Annotated in this window: 12 protein-coding genes, 1 rRNA gene and 1 pseudogene (1 of these 14 cut by a window edge); 3 read left to right on the forward strand and 11 right to left on the reverse strand. The window is 58.4% G+C overall.

The genetic code is table 11. From position 1 onward, the window contains the following. Window positions 1-52: 52 nt before the first annotated feature. The 11 genes from C4J93_RS00510 to C4J93_RS00560 form a co-directional block, all read right to left on the reverse strand. On the reverse strand, window positions 53-1,360 hold the full coding sequence (locus C4J93_RS00510) for a CitMHS family transporter (protein WP_049710719.1): 1,308 nt from the start codon (window positions 1,358-1,360) through the stop codon (window positions 53-55). A 368-nt stretch (window positions 1,361-1,728) separates the two neighbouring features. Then, window positions 1,729-3,690, reverse strand: coding sequence for a DUF4105 domain-containing protein (locus C4J93_RS00515; protein WP_124428308.1), 1,962 nt, complete (start codon window positions 3,688-3,690; stop codon window positions 1,729-1,731). Then, window positions 3,687-4,007: a DUF2388 domain-containing protein gene (locus tag C4J93_RS00520; protein ID WP_124365308.1), complete on the reverse strand. Its 321-nt coding sequence runs from the start codon at window positions 4,005-4,007 to the stop codon at window positions 3,687-3,689. Before C4J93_RS00520 ends, C4J93_RS00515 begins: the two co-directional genes overlap by 4 nt. Before the next feature lie 38 nt (window positions 4,008-4,045). Further along, complete coding sequence (locus tag C4J93_RS00525) at window positions 4,046-4,354, reverse strand: DUF2388 domain-containing protein (RefSeq protein ID WP_124360666.1); 309 nt, start codon at window positions 4,352-4,354, stop codon at window positions 4,046-4,048. A gap of 81 nt (window positions 4,355-4,435) precedes the next feature. After that, on the reverse strand, window positions 4,436-4,756 hold the full coding sequence (locus C4J93_RS00530) for a DUF2388 domain-containing protein (protein ID WP_124428309.1): 321 nt from the start codon (window positions 4,754-4,756) through the stop codon (window positions 4,436-4,438). A 331-nt stretch (window positions 4,757-5,087) separates the two neighbouring features. Continuing rightward, window positions 5,088-5,303 carry a DUF1127 domain-containing protein gene (locus C4J93_RS00535; protein WP_003187413.1) on the reverse strand — a complete coding sequence of 72 codons (216 nt, stop codon included), beginning with the start codon at window positions 5,301-5,303 and terminating at the stop codon, window positions 5,088-5,090. A gap of 318 nt (window positions 5,304-5,621) precedes the next feature. Further along, window positions 5,622-7,115: an acetyl-CoA hydrolase/transferase family protein gene (locus C4J93_RS00540; RefSeq protein ID WP_124428310.1), complete on the reverse strand. Its 1,494-nt coding sequence runs from the start codon at window positions 7,113-7,115 to the stop codon at window positions 5,622-5,624. A 234-nt stretch (window positions 7,116-7,349) separates the two neighbouring features. Then, window positions 7,350-8,786: an NAD(P)(+) transhydrogenase (Re/Si-specific) subunit beta gene (locus C4J93_RS00545; RefSeq protein WP_124428311.1), complete on the reverse strand. Its 1,437-nt coding sequence runs from the start codon at window positions 8,784-8,786 to the stop codon at window positions 7,350-7,352. Continuing rightward, the gene (locus tag C4J93_RS00550; RefSeq protein WP_003187417.1) at window positions 8,786-9,106 is read right to left on the reverse strand and encodes an NAD(P) transhydrogenase subunit alpha; all 321 of its coding nucleotides are present in this window, start codon (window positions 9,104-9,106) and stop codon (window positions 8,786-8,788) included. The genes C4J93_RS00545 and C4J93_RS00550 overlap by 1 nt, the downstream gene beginning before the upstream one ends. 15 nt (window positions 9,107-9,121) lie before the next feature. Beyond that, entirely contained in the window at window positions 9,122-10,243 is a 1,122-nt protein-coding gene (locus C4J93_RS00555; RefSeq protein WP_124405931.1) for a Re/Si-specific NAD(P)(+) transhydrogenase subunit alpha, read from the reverse strand. A gap of 452 nt (window positions 10,244-10,695) precedes the next feature. After that, entirely contained in the window at window positions 10,696-11,595 is a 900-nt protein-coding gene (locus C4J93_RS00560) for a LysR family transcriptional regulator (protein ID WP_124428312.1), read from the reverse strand. 157 nt (window positions 11,596-11,752) lie between these two features. Between C4J93_RS00560 and C4J93_RS00565 the strand changes: the two genes are divergently transcribed. The 3 genes and pseudogenes from C4J93_RS00565 to C4J93_RS00580 all read left to right on the forward strand — a co-directional run. Beyond that, window positions 11,753-12,934 carry an acyl-CoA dehydrogenase gene (locus C4J93_RS00565; protein WP_124360672.1) on the forward strand — a complete coding sequence of 394 codons (1,182 nt, stop codon included), beginning with the start codon at window positions 11,753-11,755 and terminating at the stop codon, window positions 12,932-12,934. Window positions 12,935-12,947: 13 nt separating this feature from the next. Beyond that, window positions 12,948-14,167, forward strand: a pseudogene (locus C4J93_RS00570) (CaiB/BaiF CoA transferase family protein). A 564-nt stretch (window positions 14,168-14,731) separates the two neighbouring features. After that, window positions 14,732-15,463: ribosomal RNA gene (locus C4J93_RS00580) — 16S ribosomal RNA — on the forward strand (it continues 805 nt past the right edge of the window).

A 15,463-nucleotide genomic window follows, 5' to 3' on the forward strand; every position in this document is an offset into this window, starting at 1 on the left:
AAGTGTTAGACCGCGCAAGCTGTAGCGCCGCGCGGTAGGTGAGTCGGTACGATTATAGAGTGCTGAACAGCGGAAAAATCCCCATCAGCAACGCGGCGAACATTATGCACAGGCATACCAGTACTGCCCACTTGAGGGTGAAGCGCTGGTGATCGCCAAACTCGATACCCGCCAGCGCGACCAGCAGGTAGGTCGAGGGTACCAGTGGGCTCAGCAAATGCACCGGTTGCCCGACGATCGACGCACGGGCCATTTCCACAGCGGTGATGCCGTAGTGGCTGGCGGCTTCGGCCAGTACCGGCAGCACGCCATAATAGAACGCATCGTTGGACATGAAGAAGGTAAACGGCATGCTTACCAGCGCCGTGATCACCGCCAGGTACGGGCCCATGGCTTCAGGGATGACCGCCAGCAGGCTCTTGGACATGGCATCGACCATGCCAGTGCCCGACAGGATGCCAGTGAAGATACCGGCGGCGAAGATCAACCCGACCACCGCCAATACGCTGCCGGCGTGGGCCGCGACGCGGTCTTTCTGTTGTTGCAGGCACGGGTAGTTGACGATCATCGCGATACTGAACGCCACCATGAACAGCACCGGCAGCGGCAACAGGCCGGCGATGAGCGTGCACATCAGCGCAAGGGTGAGCGCGCCGTTGAACCAGATCAGCTTCGGACGGCGGGCGTCGGGGAATTGCGACACGCTGATGTCGCTGTGGTCGATCTCGTCGCCCTGCAGGTGCAGTTCACCCAGGCGGGCGCGCTCGCGCTTGCCGTACATATAGGCAATCACCAGGATCGCCACCACGCCGGCGGCCATGGCCGGGATCATCGGCACGAAGATGTCCGATGGGTCCACATGCAGCGCACTGGCCGCGCGGGCCGTCGGGCCACCCCAGGGGGTCATGTTCATCACGCCACCGGCAAGAATGATCAGGCCGGCCATGATCCGCGGGCTCATGCCGATGCGCTGGTACAGCGGCAACATGGCGGCGACGCAAATCATGTAAGTGGTGGCGCCGTCACCGTCGAGGGACACCACCAGGGCCAGCACGGCGGTGCCGACCGAGACTTTCAGTGGGTCGCCCTTGACCATCTTGAGGATCTTGCGCACGGCCGGGTCGAACAGGCCGGAGTCGATCATCAGGGCAAAGTAGAGGATGGCGAACATCAGCATCACGCCGGTCGGCGCGAGCTTGGTGATGCCTTCGAGCATCATCGGGCCGATCTTCGGCGCGAAACCGCCGAACAGCGCGAACAGGATAGGCACGATGATCAAGGCGATCAGCGCAGACAGGCGCTTGGTCATGATCAGGAACATGAACGTGATGACCATGGCAAAGCCAAGGAAAGTCAGCATAGGAATACTCCAGGCGTAGCGCGGCTAGGGAATGGCGAACCGGGTGGGGTCAGCGCAGAACGAAAGGCACGTGGCGTACGGGGGGAGTTGGGGCAAACAGGCGGGTACGGACGGACATCGGGAATCACCATTGTTGTTGTTAACAGTCGGTCTGTTGCCGACAGTGGGGGTGATCCTAGACGGGTAAGCTTTCAGCCAGCTTTCGCTGAGAAAACAGGTGATACACGGTCGTGAGGCTTATTCAGATACAAATGTGGGAGGGGGCTTGCTCCCGATAGCGGTGGGTCAGCCAGCACATATATCAGCTGACCCAATGCCATCGGGAGCAAGCCCCCTCCCACAATTGGGTTTTGCGTACCGCTGAATCTTCAGGGCAGTTCGAGACCACCGGCCGCCTTGTGCAACGCCCGCAGATGTTCGCCCATCTGCTTGAGATTGGCTTCGCAAGCGGCAATCTCGGCAGCACGGGCAGGCTCGAGCAGCGCCCTTACCTCTTTATCCAGTTCGCCGGTCAGCGACTGCAGTTGCTTCTGGCGCTCGGCACTTTCCGATTCCAGCCGTTTGGCCTCCGACGGTTGCGGCAGGCCGTAGCCGCCACTGTCGAGCAGTTCGGCCGGACGGCTGAGGAAGCCGCTGTTGGCGAGAATTTGCTGCAGCGTGTTATTGGCTTTCTCCATGCCGCCGTTTTTCAGCTCCCGGGCATTGAGGTAGCGTTGTTTGACTTCGTCCTGGGCGAGCATCAGTTGTTTGCGATAGCTGGCTTGTTCCAGCAACAGCAACGCGGCGCTGGTGCGCAAATCGGCCTGGCTGAACCATTGGCGGCGCTCTTGCGCATTCAGCGACAGCCACTCTTCGACTTGGCTCTGCTTGATCGGCAGACGCTTGCGCAGTACATCGAACATCGCCTGGTAGCGCTCGCGGAACGAGTCGAAGTGATAACCCAGGCGCAACGCCTCGCGCTTGTCGTTCAGCACGCTGGTGTCGGCCAACCCACGTGCGCTGAGCACTTCCAGCAAGCCGTTGGGGGTGATGTTGTCCAGGCCGGTCAATTGTGGGTTGGCGCTGCCGCTGCGCAACAGCTTCAGGCTTTCTACCGCGCAGTTGTTGGAAATAAAGAAGTAGTTGCCGTCGTAGCTCCAGTGCATCTCGGCGGCATGTTCGACCGTGTCGTTGATTTCCTGGCGGTTGAGCTTCAGCGGCACCGATGCCAAGCCGCGCAGCTCGGTCTTGGTGTATTCGTCGATGACCTGGGCCAGCGGCAGCACAAACAGGCGCGACGGGTATTTGCCCACCAGGCCGTCCCAGCTCGACAGCTGGACGTCACCGACGAAGGCGCGGTAGGACAACACCAGATGCTGATCCAGGTCCAGCCGGCAATCCGGCCCGCGCGGACGGCCCGGCGCGCAGATCACCAGACGCAGCATGCTATGGCCCCAGCGGCTTACCAGATTCTGGTTGGCTTCGGCGAGCAGGTAGTCGATTTCGTACACGCGCTCCGGGTCGATCTGGCCCAGCGGGGTTTTGGCGAAGTCATTGCCGGCGTTCAAAAACGCGTAGGTATTGCCGCAGGCGTCCTGCCCGGGCGGCGCCCAGCCAAAATGTTCCTGGTAATAGCGCGTCAGCGCGGGACGGCGGCAGGCGTAGCTGGGGTCGAGGAGGAAATATTCCATGTTGACCGCGACGAATTCCAGCGGGCTGGTGGTTTCGTAGATATCCGGGCTGCGCACCACTTGATTATTGTGCTGTTCGCGTTCGCCGCGACGGCCGACGTATTGCGGCCAACCGGCGAGGTCCAGCAAGCGTGGGTCGTCACTGAGCGTGAAGCGCCGGTCATTCTGGCCACGACATTGATCGGGCAGGCCAATTAAACCGGTGATGCTGTTCTGGCGGCTGCAGCGTTGGATCAGGGCTCGCTCGTCTTTGGACCACAGGCGCGCACGGTCGTAGATATGGGTCAGTTCATGCAGCACGGTGGCGAGCATTTCCTTGCGCACGGTGCCGTGTGGGCGGTTGGTTTTCTGCGTGGCGGCGCTGCCGTCGGTGAGGCTGGCAAGCAGGTTCTGATTGAGGTCCAGTTCGGACACCAGGGAGGCCTGGCCATAAGCGTTTTTAGGCATCTTGTCGGTCCAGCCGACTTCGATACGGCGGTCCAACTGCTCGACGAAACGCGGCGGCAAGGCGCCCATCGCTTCATCGAGCAGCGCCTGGCTGGCCTGCTGTTCAGCCGGGCTCAAGCCATCGGTCTTGAGCCGCAGCTGCAGGCTGGCCTGGGCTGTACCGGCACACAGCAGCACGGCCCCGGCCAGGAGCCAGGCATTGATTCGCCTCACAGAGCGAGAATAGCTTCGGCGAGCGTCTGGTCACTGGCATCACGGGCTTCCGGCACGCGGGTGCGCAAGGTGTCGAACGCCGCCTCGAGTTGCGCGCCACGAATCTCGCCGTTGGTGGCGACGAAGCTGGCGGCATCATCGTGGGCTTCGCGCACGATCTTGGAGTCGCGGATGGAGGTGGTGGTGTCCGAGGTGAAATCAATGGTGCGTGCCGAAGCACGGACGATGATGTTACTGGTGGCCTTCAGGGTTTGCGCCTGGGCGACATCGGCCAAAAACAGCAGGCCGAGGGCGGCGATGATCAACGGGCTACGCATGGGGTGACTCCAATACAAAGATGGACATACAAAGATGATTATTGGACGAGAATTGCCTGCGCCAGTTCAAGGTCGCTCGCATGAAGTTTTGGCTGGGTACGGCGCAGGTAATCCAGCGCGGACTCCAAGCGTGCGCCCCGCCATTGGCCGTCAGTGGCAATGAAAGCAGCAGCATCATCCTTGGCAACCCGTACCAATTTGTTGTCGAACGGCGCAGAGGTCACCTTGCTGGTGGCGTACGCGCTGACAACGGTGCTCTGGATGGACACGTCAAAGGCCGAAGCCGGCGGTGCCCAGCAGGCGCAGAACATCACAGGAACAATCAACAGGCGGTATGAAAAAGCCATGGGACTCGACAACTGAAAACGAGCGCCAAGGCTAGCGCAATGACCGGATGAGGGCCAGTGCGACTGGCCCTTCCCCTGGTTTTAGATCGCCAGGATGGCCTGGGCCAATTGAGCGTCAGTGGCGGTGTCCAACTGCGGCGCCTGTTGGCGGATCTGGGCCAGGGCGCTTTCGAGTTTCACACCTCGGATGGCGCCTTCGCTGGCGACAAAACTGGCGGCGTCGTCACGGGCGGCTCGCACCACTTTGTTGTCGCGCAGGGAGGATGTGGCATCAGAGGTGGCGTCGGAGGTGGCTTTTAATGCGCCAACGATCGAATCGGTGGTCACGATAAAGCTGCTCGCGTTGGCATTGGCAGCAACGGCCAACAGGGCGGCAGTGCACAGCAGGCGAAGACGGGACATGGGGTAACTCCTGTAGATGAGCAAATAAAGTGGCACAGAGTAGCCACAATGAAACGGACGTTGGAAATTGGGCATCTGACGCCCGTTCTACAAGGTTCGCCACGTAGTGATTGGATATTAGGCCACCGCTTGTCCATTCGGAAGTCGTCGTTTAACTGTTATGGTTATATTTTAGAATATAAAAACTGTATTGGTTCGGCAGATTATCGCTGTTTCAATTGCATCGCATCAGAAACAGCAAAGCCCGCCTCCGGTTACCCGGGGCGGGCCTTGCTTTGACAAATCAGAGTGCTGGCAGTGGACCCGGCAGGTCAGGGCCAGCGAGCGCCAATCAGCGCCAGAACGGCTTGCTCAGCTCTTCGTAGCGTTGAGCTTCGCTGATACCAGCGTCGGCCAGCAGACGCGAATCCAGGCGAGCCAGTTGGTGGCGGCTGGAGATGCGGCGCTGCCACAACATCAGGTTGGCGAGAACGCGCAGAGGCAGGGAAGCCTGGGTGTTAACAGCTTTTTCTTCGAAGAACAGTTCGGAACTGAGTGTACGTTCCATGATGACATCCTTCCGCTTGTGGCGGGATTAGGTAGTGGTTTAACTGATGCCAATCATCCTCCTCCCGCGCAAGACTCTCTAGATACAGTTCACCTGTATTGTGAGGGGCCAGTTAACTGTTTATAGAGGCTGTACGGTACGAAATGAGGGCAACTGTACCTGTTCGCACTGAAACAGTGCGAAATAGGCATTTTAGAGGAAGGTCGTAGGACATTTCGGTAGGAAATGACCGGTACAGCAGTACAGTTTTTGACGTAACCATCGCTTAAACGACCGGGTCGATGAAACTGTTCAGGCATCAACTCGGTTGTGTACCCCTCAAGCCTTGAGCATGTGTCCGGTTTCTTCCAGATTAATGTGCCAGCTCAGTGCATCACGCAGGATGTGCGGGGTATGCCCGCCGAGCGCGCAGGCGGCCTCGAAGTAACTGTTCAGCGCATCGCGATACGCCGGGTGCACACAGTTGTCGATGATCACTCGGGCCCGCTCCCGTGGCGCCAGGCCACGCAAGTCGGCCAGGCCCACTTCGGTCACCAGGATGTCTACGTCATGTTCGGTGTGGTCCACATGGCTCACCATCGGTACCACGCTGGAAATCGCGCCGCCTTTGGCAATGGACTTGGTCACGAAGATCGCCAGGTGCGCATTGCGCGCAAAGTCGCCGGATCCGCCAATGCCGTTCATCATTCGCGTGCCGCAAATGTGGGTGGAGTTGACGTTGCCGTAGATATCGAACTCCAGCGCGGTGTTGATACCAATAATGCCCAGGCGACGCACCACTTCTGGATGGTTGGAAATCTCCTGCGGGCGCAGCACCAATTTGTCTTTGTAGTGCTCAAGATTGCCGAACACGTCGGCATTGCGCCGCTCCGACAGGGTAATCGAGCTGCCGGAGGCGAAGCTCAGCTTGCCGGCGTCGATCAAGTCGAACGTCGAGTCCTGCAGTACTTCCGAATACATGGTCAAGTCTTCGAACGGCGAGTCAATCAGGCCGCACATCACCGCGTTAGCGATATTGCCGATACCGGCCTGCAGCGGGCCGAGCTTGTTGGTCATGCGGCCGGCGTCTACTTCCTGTTTCAGAAAGTTGATCAGGTGATTGGCGATGCCTTGGGTATCGGCGTCGGGTGGCGTCACGGTGGACGCAGAATCCGCCTGATTGGTGATCACAATAGCGACGATTTTTTCGGGCGGGATAGGAATCGCCGGGCTGCCAATGCGGTCGTCGACTTTAACCAGCGGAATCGGCGTGCGGGTTGGCCGATAGGAGGGGATGTAAATATCGTGCAGCCCTTCCAGGTTCGGATTGTGCGCCAGGTTGATCTCGACGATCACTTGCTTGGCAAAAATCGCGAAGCTGGCCGAGTTGCCTACCGAGGTGGTGGGCACGATATGCCCAAGCTCGGTGATTGCAACGGCTTCGATTACCGCGATGTCCGGCAACTTGAGCTGGTTATTGCGCAGTTGCTCGACAGTTTCCGACAGGTGCTGGTCGATAAACATCACCTCGCCCGCGTTGATCGCCTTGCGCAGCGTGCTGTCGACTTGAAAGGGCATGCGGCGCGACAGCACGCCGGCTTCGGTCAATTGCTTGTCCAGGTCATTGCCCAGGCTGGCACCGGTCATCAGGGTGATTTTCAGCGGGGAAGTCTTGGCGCGCTCGGCCAGGGCGTGAGGAACGGCCTTGGCTTCACCGGCGCGGGTGAAGCCGCTCATGCCGACGGTCATGCCGTCCTCGATCAGTGCTGCGGCGTCTGCCGCGCTCATGACCTTGTTCAACAACGAAGGCAAGCGGATACGATCACGGTACATGAATGGTCATCTCAGGCTACGGAAGCAAGGTGGGCAGTGTAGTGATTTCAAAAAGTTTCGGCCCGCTACCATGGTCGAATGCCGAGTAGCGATTTAGAGCCTTTGGTCGGGTTTCATATGAGTGTGCAAAGCGGGGCGTGCAACGCCCCCGGCTGCATTACCACGCAGAGCATGGGAACGAAAAAACCCCAGCCTACGTGAGGCCAGGGTTTGGGGTATTGCGCTGGCGCAGTGTTATTCGACGGCCTTGACCATGTCTTCGATGACCTTCTTGGCATCGCCAAAGACCATCATGGTCTTGTCCAGGTAGAACAACTCGTTATCCAGGCCCGCGTAGCCGCTGGCCATCGAGCGCTTGTTGACGATGATGGTCTTGGCCTTGAACGCTTCAAGGATCGGCATGCCGGCGATCGGTGAGTTCGGATCGTTCTTGGCGGCCGGGTTGACCACATCGTTGGCGCCCAGCACCAGTACCACGTCGGCCTGGCCGAACTCGGAGTTGATGTCTTCCATCTCGAACACTTGGTCGTACGGCACTTCGGCTTCGGCGAGCAGTACGTTCATGTGCCCAGGCATACGGCCCGCCACCGGGTGGATCGCATACTTCACTGTCACGCCACGGTGCGTCAGCTTCTCGGTCAGTTCCTTGAGCGCGTGCTGCGCCCGGGCCACTGCCAGACCGTAGCCCGGCACGATGATCACGGTGTCGGCGTTGGTCAGCAGGAACGTGGCATCGTCGGCCGAGCCGGATTTCACCGGCCGTGCTTCTTTAGCGCCTGTCGCAGCGGCGGCGTCTGGCGTATTGCCGAAACCGCCAAGCAGTACATTAAAGAAGGAACGGTTCATCGCCTTGCACATGATGTACGAGAGGATTGCGCCGCTGGAACCCACCAGGGAGCCGGCGATGATCAGCATCGAATTGTTCAGCGAGAAGCCGATGCCCGCCGCTGCCCAGCCGGAGTAGCTGTTGAGCATCGACACGACGACCGGCATGTCGGCGCCGCCGATCGGGATGATGATCAGCACGCCCAGAACGAATGCCAGGGCCAGCATCACTGCGAAGGCCGTCAGGTTGCCGGTGAACATGAACGCCAGGCCCAGGCCCAGCGTGAGCAGGCCCAGCACCAGGTTGAGCTTGTGCTGGCCACCGAACTGTACCGGTGCGCCCTGGAACAGGCGGAACTTGTACTTGCCGGACAGCTTGCCGAAAGCGATTACCGAACCGGAGAAGGTGATTGCGCCGATGGCGGCGCCGAGGAACAGCTCCAGGCGGTTGCCCGCAGGAATCGCGTCGCCCAGGTGTTTGACGATGCCCAGCGATTGCGGCTCGACGACAGCTGCGATGGCGATAAACACTGCGGCCAGGCCGATCATGCTGTGCATGAAGGCTACCAGCTCCGGCATCTTGGTCATTTCTACGCGTTTGGCCATGATCGAGCCGGCGGTGCCGCCGATCAGCAGGCCGACGATCACGTAGCCGATACCGGCAGTCGCCAGCTCAGCGCCGAGCTTATAGATGAGGCCGACGGTAGTGAGTACCGCCAGCGCCATGCCGAGCATGCCGAACAGGTTGCCGCGCCGCGAAGTGGTCGGGTGCGAGAGGCCTTTGAGGGCTTGGATGAAACAGATCGACGCAATCAGGTAGAGCGTCGTGACGAGGTTCATGCTCATTACTTTGGCGCCTCTTCTTTTACTTTCGGGGCTTTTTTCTTGAACATCTCAAGCATGCGACGCGTGACCAGAAAGCCACCAAATACGTTGACCGCCGCCAGGGCCACGGCCAGGGTGCCCATCGTCTTGCCCAGCGGCGTCACCGTGAGGGCGGCGGCGAGCATGGCGCCGACGATCACGATGGCCGAAATGGCGTTGGTCACGGCCATCAACGGCGTGTGCAGCGCGGGTGTCACGTTCCAGACCACGTGGTAACCGACATAAATCGCCAGCACAAAGATGATCAGGTTGTAGATACCGGGGGAGATAAGCTCTTCCATCGTCTGAATCCCTGCTTAGGCGTTTTTGCGGATGACTTGGCCGTCGCGGCACATCAGGCACGCGGCGACGATGTCGTCTTCGAGGTTGATTTCAAACTGCCCTTCCTTGGTGAACACCAGCTTCAGGAAGTCCAGCAGGTTGCGTGCATACAAGGCCGACGCATCGGCGGCCACGGCGCCGGCCAGGTTGGTCGGGCCGCAAATGATCACGCCGTTTTCCACCACCACTTGATCTGCGACCGTCAGCGGGCAGTTGCCGCCCTGGGCTGCCGCGAGGTCAATGACGACCGAGCCCGGCTTCATCTGTGCGACGGTTTCGGCGCTGAGTAAGGTCGGTGCTTTGCGACCGGGGATCAATGCCGTGGTGATGACGATATCGGCTTGCCTGGCGCGCTCGTGCACAGCCAGGGCCTGGCGCTGCATCCAACTGGTGGGCATCGGGCGTGCGTAACCACCGACGCCGACCGCGCATTCACGTTCCTCATCGGTTTCGTAAGGCACATCGACGAACTTGGCGCCGAGGGATTCGATCTGTTCCTTTACGGCCGGGCGTACATCAGAGGCTTCGATTACTGCACCCAGGCGTTTCGCCGTGGCAATGGCCTGCAAACCGGCGACGCCAGCGCCAAGGATCAGCACGCGGGCCGCTTTCACGGTGCCTGCGGCGGTCATCAACATCGGCATGAAGCGCGGGTAGTGGTGGGCAGCCAGCAATACCGCCTTGTAACCGGCGATGTTGGCTTGTGAAGACAGCACATCCAGGCTCTGGGCCCGCGAGGTGCGTGGCGCGGCTTCGAGAGCGAAGGCCGTGATGCCGCATTCTGCGAGCTTGGCGATGGTTTCGTTGCTGAACGGATTGAGCATGCCCACCAATACGGTGCCGCTTTTGATCAGCGCCAGTTCGCTGTCGCTGGGGGCAACCACCTTGAGGATCAGTTCGGCGCCAAACGCATCGTTGGCGCTGCCAATGGTTGCGCCTGCCGTTTCATAGGCACTGTCGACGATGCTGGCTTTAATGCCTGCGCCGCTTTGTACAGTGACCTTATGGCCCTGGCCGATCAGCTTCTTGATGGTTTCCGGGGTGGCAGCCACCCGCGTTTCACCGGTCTGGGTTTCGAGAGGAACACCAATGTGCACGTCAAATCTCCTGCATGATCTTTTTGCTTTTGATCTTTTTGTAAAAAGGCCAGTGCGCCGTGAGTGGCGCAGCTGGGGCGGCCGATCAGCACGATCCCGCTGAAATGACAGCGGGGCGCGGCATTTTGCAGGCGAACTTTACGGCCTTCAAGGGATTATGACGGGTGACGAAAAATTAACTACAAGTCACCCTGTGACTGATTGTCGCAATGCACTGGAATAACCTTATTGAATACAGGCTGTTAAGCAATTTTGTAGTGAAATATACGGTTTCCACATGGTCATGGTGAATAGTCGGTTATTGACCTGTGATGGTCGCTATAGGCCATGAAAATCATGGCTTTGAGCCTAATTTGTGTTCGGCAGGTACAGTCTGTTTAAATGCGACATCTACGTATATCTGTAGGGCTTTTATTTATCTGACTACAAGGTCAATAAATTGCCATATGCCTTTAAAGATTGGGGTTGTAGCGCTGAGATTGGCCAATAAGCCAGTCTCGGAACGCATGCAATGAAGCAGATTCGACCTTTCGTTCTGGAATCATCAAGTAATAGGCCTTATCGCTGCTCAGGGTCTGGTTAGCGGCGATCACCAACTGTTTCTCCTGTAATTCCCGCTGGATCAAGAAGGGCGGGATCAACGCGATACCCATGTCATGCATAGCCGCCTGGGACAACATTGAGAATAGCTCGTAACGCGGGCCTGTCATGTCGCGGGGAACGCTCAGTTGCTGGGCGTTGAACCACTGGCGCCAGGCATAAGGGCGGGTTGTCTGCTGCAGCAGAGGCAGTTCGGCGATTTCCCTAGGAGTGAAGTGCGCAAGGTCGCCGAGTAAGCGTGGGCTGCAGACGGGCACAGGGTTTTCACCCATGAGCCGATGGGATTCTGTGCCGGACCAATCGGCATCGCCGAAGTAGATCGCAGCGTCGAACTCGGTGTCGGCAAACAGGAAGGGGCGTGTGCGGTTGGTCAGGTTGACCGTCACTTCCGGATGCTGCTGTTGGAAGTCCTTCAGGCGTGGGATCAGCCACTGGGTGCCAAACGTCGGTACCACCGCCAGTTCGATCACATTCGCACCCTGCTGGCCCATGACGGAAAGGGTGTCGCGCTCCACTGCGTCCAGTTGCGTTGCCACTCTGCGGCTATAGGACAGCCCCGCCTCGGTCAGCTTCACTCCGCGCCGCGAGCGCCGAAACAGTTCGACACTCAAAAACTCTTCAAGGCTGGCGATCTGTCGGCAGATCGCGCCTTGCGTGATGGAAAGCTCCTGCGCCGCCTTGGTAAAGCTCTCGTGGCGGGCCGCTGCTTCAAAACTGATCAGCGCGGTAGTGCTGGGGATTTTTCTGCGCATGTACATTGTCCTCACATGTAAGGCGCATTTTTGGCCTTATCTAGCATCACGAAGTGAGAAATTAGCACAAGCTCATGCAGAAACCTCGTTTGCCCTCTGCACCGTCCCGACCTAGTCTGCATGCACGACGTTTGATTCTTTTCGTGAGGACTTATTCATGGCTGGCAAGGCAAGCTTCAACTGGATCGATCCACTGCTACTGGATCAACAGCTCACCGAAGAAGAGCGCATGGTGCGTGACAGTGCCGAGCAATTTGCTCAGGACAAGTTGGCGCCTCGAGTGCTTGAAGCTTTCCGTCATGAAAAGACCGACCCCGCGATTTTCCGCGAGATGGGCGAAACCGGCTTGTTGGGAGCGATGATCCCCGAGCAATACGGCGGCAGTGGCTTGAACTATGTCAGCTACGGGTTGATTGCCCGTGAAGTCGAGCGGGTCGATTCCGGTTATCGCTCGATGATGAGCGTGCAGTCCTCACTGGTGATGGTGCCGATCAATGAATTCGGTACCGAGGCGCAAAAGCAAAAGTACCTGCCGAAATTGGCCTCGGGCGAATGGATCGGCTGCTTCGGTCTCACCGAGCCCAATCATGGTTCTGATCCAGGCGCGATGATCACCCGTGCGCGCAAAGTGGAGGGCGGCTACAGCTTGAGCGGCGCGAAGATGTGGATTACCAACAGCCCGATCGCCGACGTGTTTGTGGTGTGGGGCAAGGACGACGCTGGCGACATACGCGGTTTTGTCCTGGAGAAGGGCTGGAAAGGCCTGAGCGCGCCGGCGATTCACGGCAAGGTCGGCCTGCGGGCGTCCATCACCGGCGAAATCGTGATGGATAACGTCTTTGTACCGGAAGAGAACATCTTTCCGGATGTGCGTGGCTTGAAGGGACCTTTTACGTGCCTGAATTCGGCGCGATACGGCATCTCCTGGGGCGCGCTGGGCGCTGCGGAGTTCTGCTGGCATACCGCGCGTCAGTACACCCTCGACCGCCACCAGTTTGGCCGGCCATTGGCCGCGACGCAGTTGATCCAGAAGAAGCTGGCCGACATGCAGACCGAGATCACGTTGGCGCTGCAAGGCTGCCTGCGGTTGGGTCGGATGAAGGATGAAGGGACGGCGGCGGTCGAGATCACTTCGATCATGAAGCGCAACTCATGCGGCAAGTCCCTGGATATCGCGCGCATGGCCCGGGACATGCTCGGTGGTAACGGCATCTCCGATGAGTTTGGGGTGGCGCGCCATTTGGTCAACCTGGAGGTGGTCAACACCTATGAAGGTACCCATGACGTGCACGCCTTGATCCTGGGGCGCGCGCAAACCGGTCTTCAGGCGTTCTATTAATAGGAGCATGGGCATGGGCGCGCTTTCGCATCTGCGGGTACTGGATTTATCGCGAGTACTGGCGGGCCCTTGGTCCGGGCAGATACTTGCGGACCTCGGGGCCGAGGTGATCAAGGTCGAAAGGCCGGGCAATGGTGACGACACGCGCGCCTGGGGGCCGCCCTTCCTCAAGGATGCTTATGGTGAGAACACCAGTGAGGCGGCGTATTACCTGTCGGCCAACCGTAATAAGGAATCGGTGACCATCGACTTCACCAAGCCTGAGGGGCAGAGGCTGGTGCGTGACCTGGCTGCCAAGTCGGACATTCTGATCGAGAACTTCAAAGTCGGTGGCCTGGCGGCGTATGGGTTGGATTATGAGTCGCTCAAGGAGATAAACCCGGAGCTGATCTATTGCTCGATCACAGGCTTCGGCCAGACCGGCCCTTATGCCACGCGTGCCGGCTATGACTTCATGATTCAAGGCTTGGGTGGGTTGATGAGCCTGACCGGTCGGCCTGAGGGGATGATGGCGCGGGGCCGGTGAAGGTTGGGGTGGCATTGACCGATATTCTCACGGGGCTTTATTCAACCGTGGCTATCCTGGCGGCCCTCGCTCACCGGGATCACGACGGCGGCGGGCAACATATCGATATGGCGCTGCTGGATGTGCAGGTGGCTTGCCTGGCTAATCAGGCGATGAATTACCTGACGACGGGAGTCTCGCCAAAACGCCTGGGCAATGCGCACCCGAATATCGTGCCTTATCAGGACTTTCCTACGGCCGATGGTGATTTCATTCTGACGGTGGGAAATGACGGGCAGTTTCGCAAGTTCGCCGAGGTGGCTGGGCAGCCACAGTGGGCGGACGATCCACGGTTCTCTACTAACAAGATGCGGGTTGCCAATCGGGCGGCGCTGATCCCGTTGATTCGTCAGGCGACGGTCTTCAAGACCACGGCGGAGTGGGTATCGCAACTGGAGAAAGTAGGCGTGCCGTGTGGGCCGATCAATGATCTGGCGCAGATGTTCGCTGATCCGCAGGTCAAGGCGCGGGGGCTGGCCATGGAGCTGCCTCATGCTTTGGCGGGGATGGTACCTCAGGTCGCCAGCCCGATCCGGCTTTCCAAGACGCCTGTGGAGTATCGCAGTGCGCCGCCGCTGCTGGGTGAGCACACGCTTCAAGTGCTGCAGAGTGTACTGGGGCTGACGCCGTTGAATGTTGCGGCTTTAAGAGAGGCTGGCGTTATCTGAGTGCGCTCTTCTATATAGAGGGGTATCTGTCGGTCGTTTTATGATCAATCCTAACTAATTGATAAGAAAACGAAATTAGAAGTTGACGGCAGATTCTGTGCGCCTATAATTCGCCCCACTTCCGGCGCAGTCGAAACGGAAAACTCCTTGGTAAACAACTAGTTAAGTAGTTTTCGGCAGCAGGTTGCTTCAGTCCATCGAAGCCAAAAGGAAGTTGAAAAAGAGGTGTTGACAGCAGCGTGTAACGCTGTAGAATTCGCCTCCCGCTTACGAGAGATCGCAAGCGCAAGTGGTTGAAGTTGTTGAAGAAATCTTCGAAAACTTCTGAAAATAACCGCTTGACAGCAAATGAGGCTGCTGTAGAATGCGCGCCTCGGTTGAGACGAATAGCTCTTAACCAACCGCTCTTTAACAACTGAATCAAGCAATTCGTGTGGGTGCTTGTGGAGTCAGGCTGATAGTCAACAAGATTATCAGCATCACAAGTTACTCCGCGAGAAATCAAAGATGTAACCAACGATTGCTGAGCCAAGTTTAGGGTTTCTTAAAAACCCAAAGATGTTTGAACTGAAGAGTTTGATCATGGCTCAGATTGAACGCTGGCGGCAGGCCTAACACATGCAAGTCGAGCGGTAGAGAGAAGCTTGCTTCTCTTGAGAGCGGCGGACGGGTGAGTAATGCCTAGGAATCTGCCTGGTAGTGGGGGATAACGTTCGGAAACGGACGCTAATACCGCATACGTCCTACGGGAGAAAGCAGGGGACCTTCGGGCCTTGCGCTATCAGATGAGCCTAGGTCGGATTAGCTAGTTGGTGAGGTAATGGCTCACCAAGGCGACGATCCGTAACTGGTCTGAGAGGATGATCAGTCACACTGGAACTGAGACACGGTCCAGACTCCTACGGGAGGCAGCAGTGGGGAATATTGGACAATGGGCGAAAGCCTGATCCAGCCATGCCGCGTGTGTGAAGAAGGTCTTCGGATTGTAAAGCACTTTAAGTTGGGAGGAAGGGCAGTTACCTAATACGTGATTGTTTTGACGTTACCGACAGAATAAGCACCGGCTAACTCTGTGCCAGCAGCCGCGGTAATACAGAGGGTGCAAGCGTTAATCGGAATTACTGGGCGTAAAGCGCGCGTAGGTGGTTTGTTAAGTTGGATGTGAAATCCCCGGGCTCAACCTGGGAACTGCATTCAAAACTGACTGACTAGAGTGTGGTAGAGGGTGGTGGAATTTCCTGTGTAGCGGTGAAATGCGTAGATATAGGAAGGAACACCAGTGGCGAAGGCGACCAC

The sequence above is a fragment of the Pseudomonas sp. R2-37-08W genome, assembly GCF_003851705.1.
GTDB lineage: Bacteria > Pseudomonadota > Gammaproteobacteria > Pseudomonadales > Pseudomonadaceae > Aquipseudomonas.

Bases quoted from the DNA above. Each gene is read 5' to 3' on its own strand.
- C4J93_RS00510 (WP_049710719.1), bottom strand. From the start codon at position 1,360: ATGCTGACTTTCCTTGGCTTTGCCATGGTCATCACGTTCATGTTCCTG.
- C4J93_RS00520 (WP_124365308.1), bottom strand. From the start codon at position 4,007: ATGCGTAGCCCGTTGATCATCGCCGCCCTCGGCCTGCTGTTTTTGGCC.
- C4J93_RS00525 (WP_124360666.1), bottom strand. From the start codon at position 4,354: ATGGCTTTTTCATACCGCCTGTTGATTGTTCCTGTGATGTTCTGCGCC.
- C4J93_RS00530 (WP_124428309.1), bottom strand. From the start codon at position 4,756: ATGTCCCGTCTTCGCCTGCTGTGCACTGCCGCCCTGTTGGCCGTTGCT.
- C4J93_RS00535 (WP_003187413.1), bottom strand. From the start codon at position 5,303: ATGGAACGTACACTCAGTTCCGAACTGTTCTTCGAAGAAAAAGCTGTT.
- C4J93_RS00540 (WP_124428310.1), bottom strand. From the start codon at position 7,115: ATGTACCGTGATCGTATCCGCTTGCCTTCGTTGTTGAACAAGGTCATG.
- C4J93_RS00545 (WP_124428311.1), bottom strand. From the start codon at position 8,786: ATGAGCATGAACCTCGTCACGACGCTCTACCTGATTGCGTCGATCTGT.
- C4J93_RS00550 (WP_003187417.1), bottom strand. From the start codon at position 9,106: ATGGAAGAGCTTATCTCCCCCGGTATCTACAACCTGATCATCTTTGTG.
- C4J93_RS00560 (WP_124428312.1), bottom strand. From the start codon at position 11,595: ATGCGCAGAAAAATCCCCAGCACTACCGCGCTGATCAGTTTTGAAGCA.
- C4J93_RS00565 (WP_124360672.1), top strand. From the start codon at position 11,753: ATGGCTGGCAAGGCAAGCTTCAACTGGATCGATCCACTGCTACTGGAT.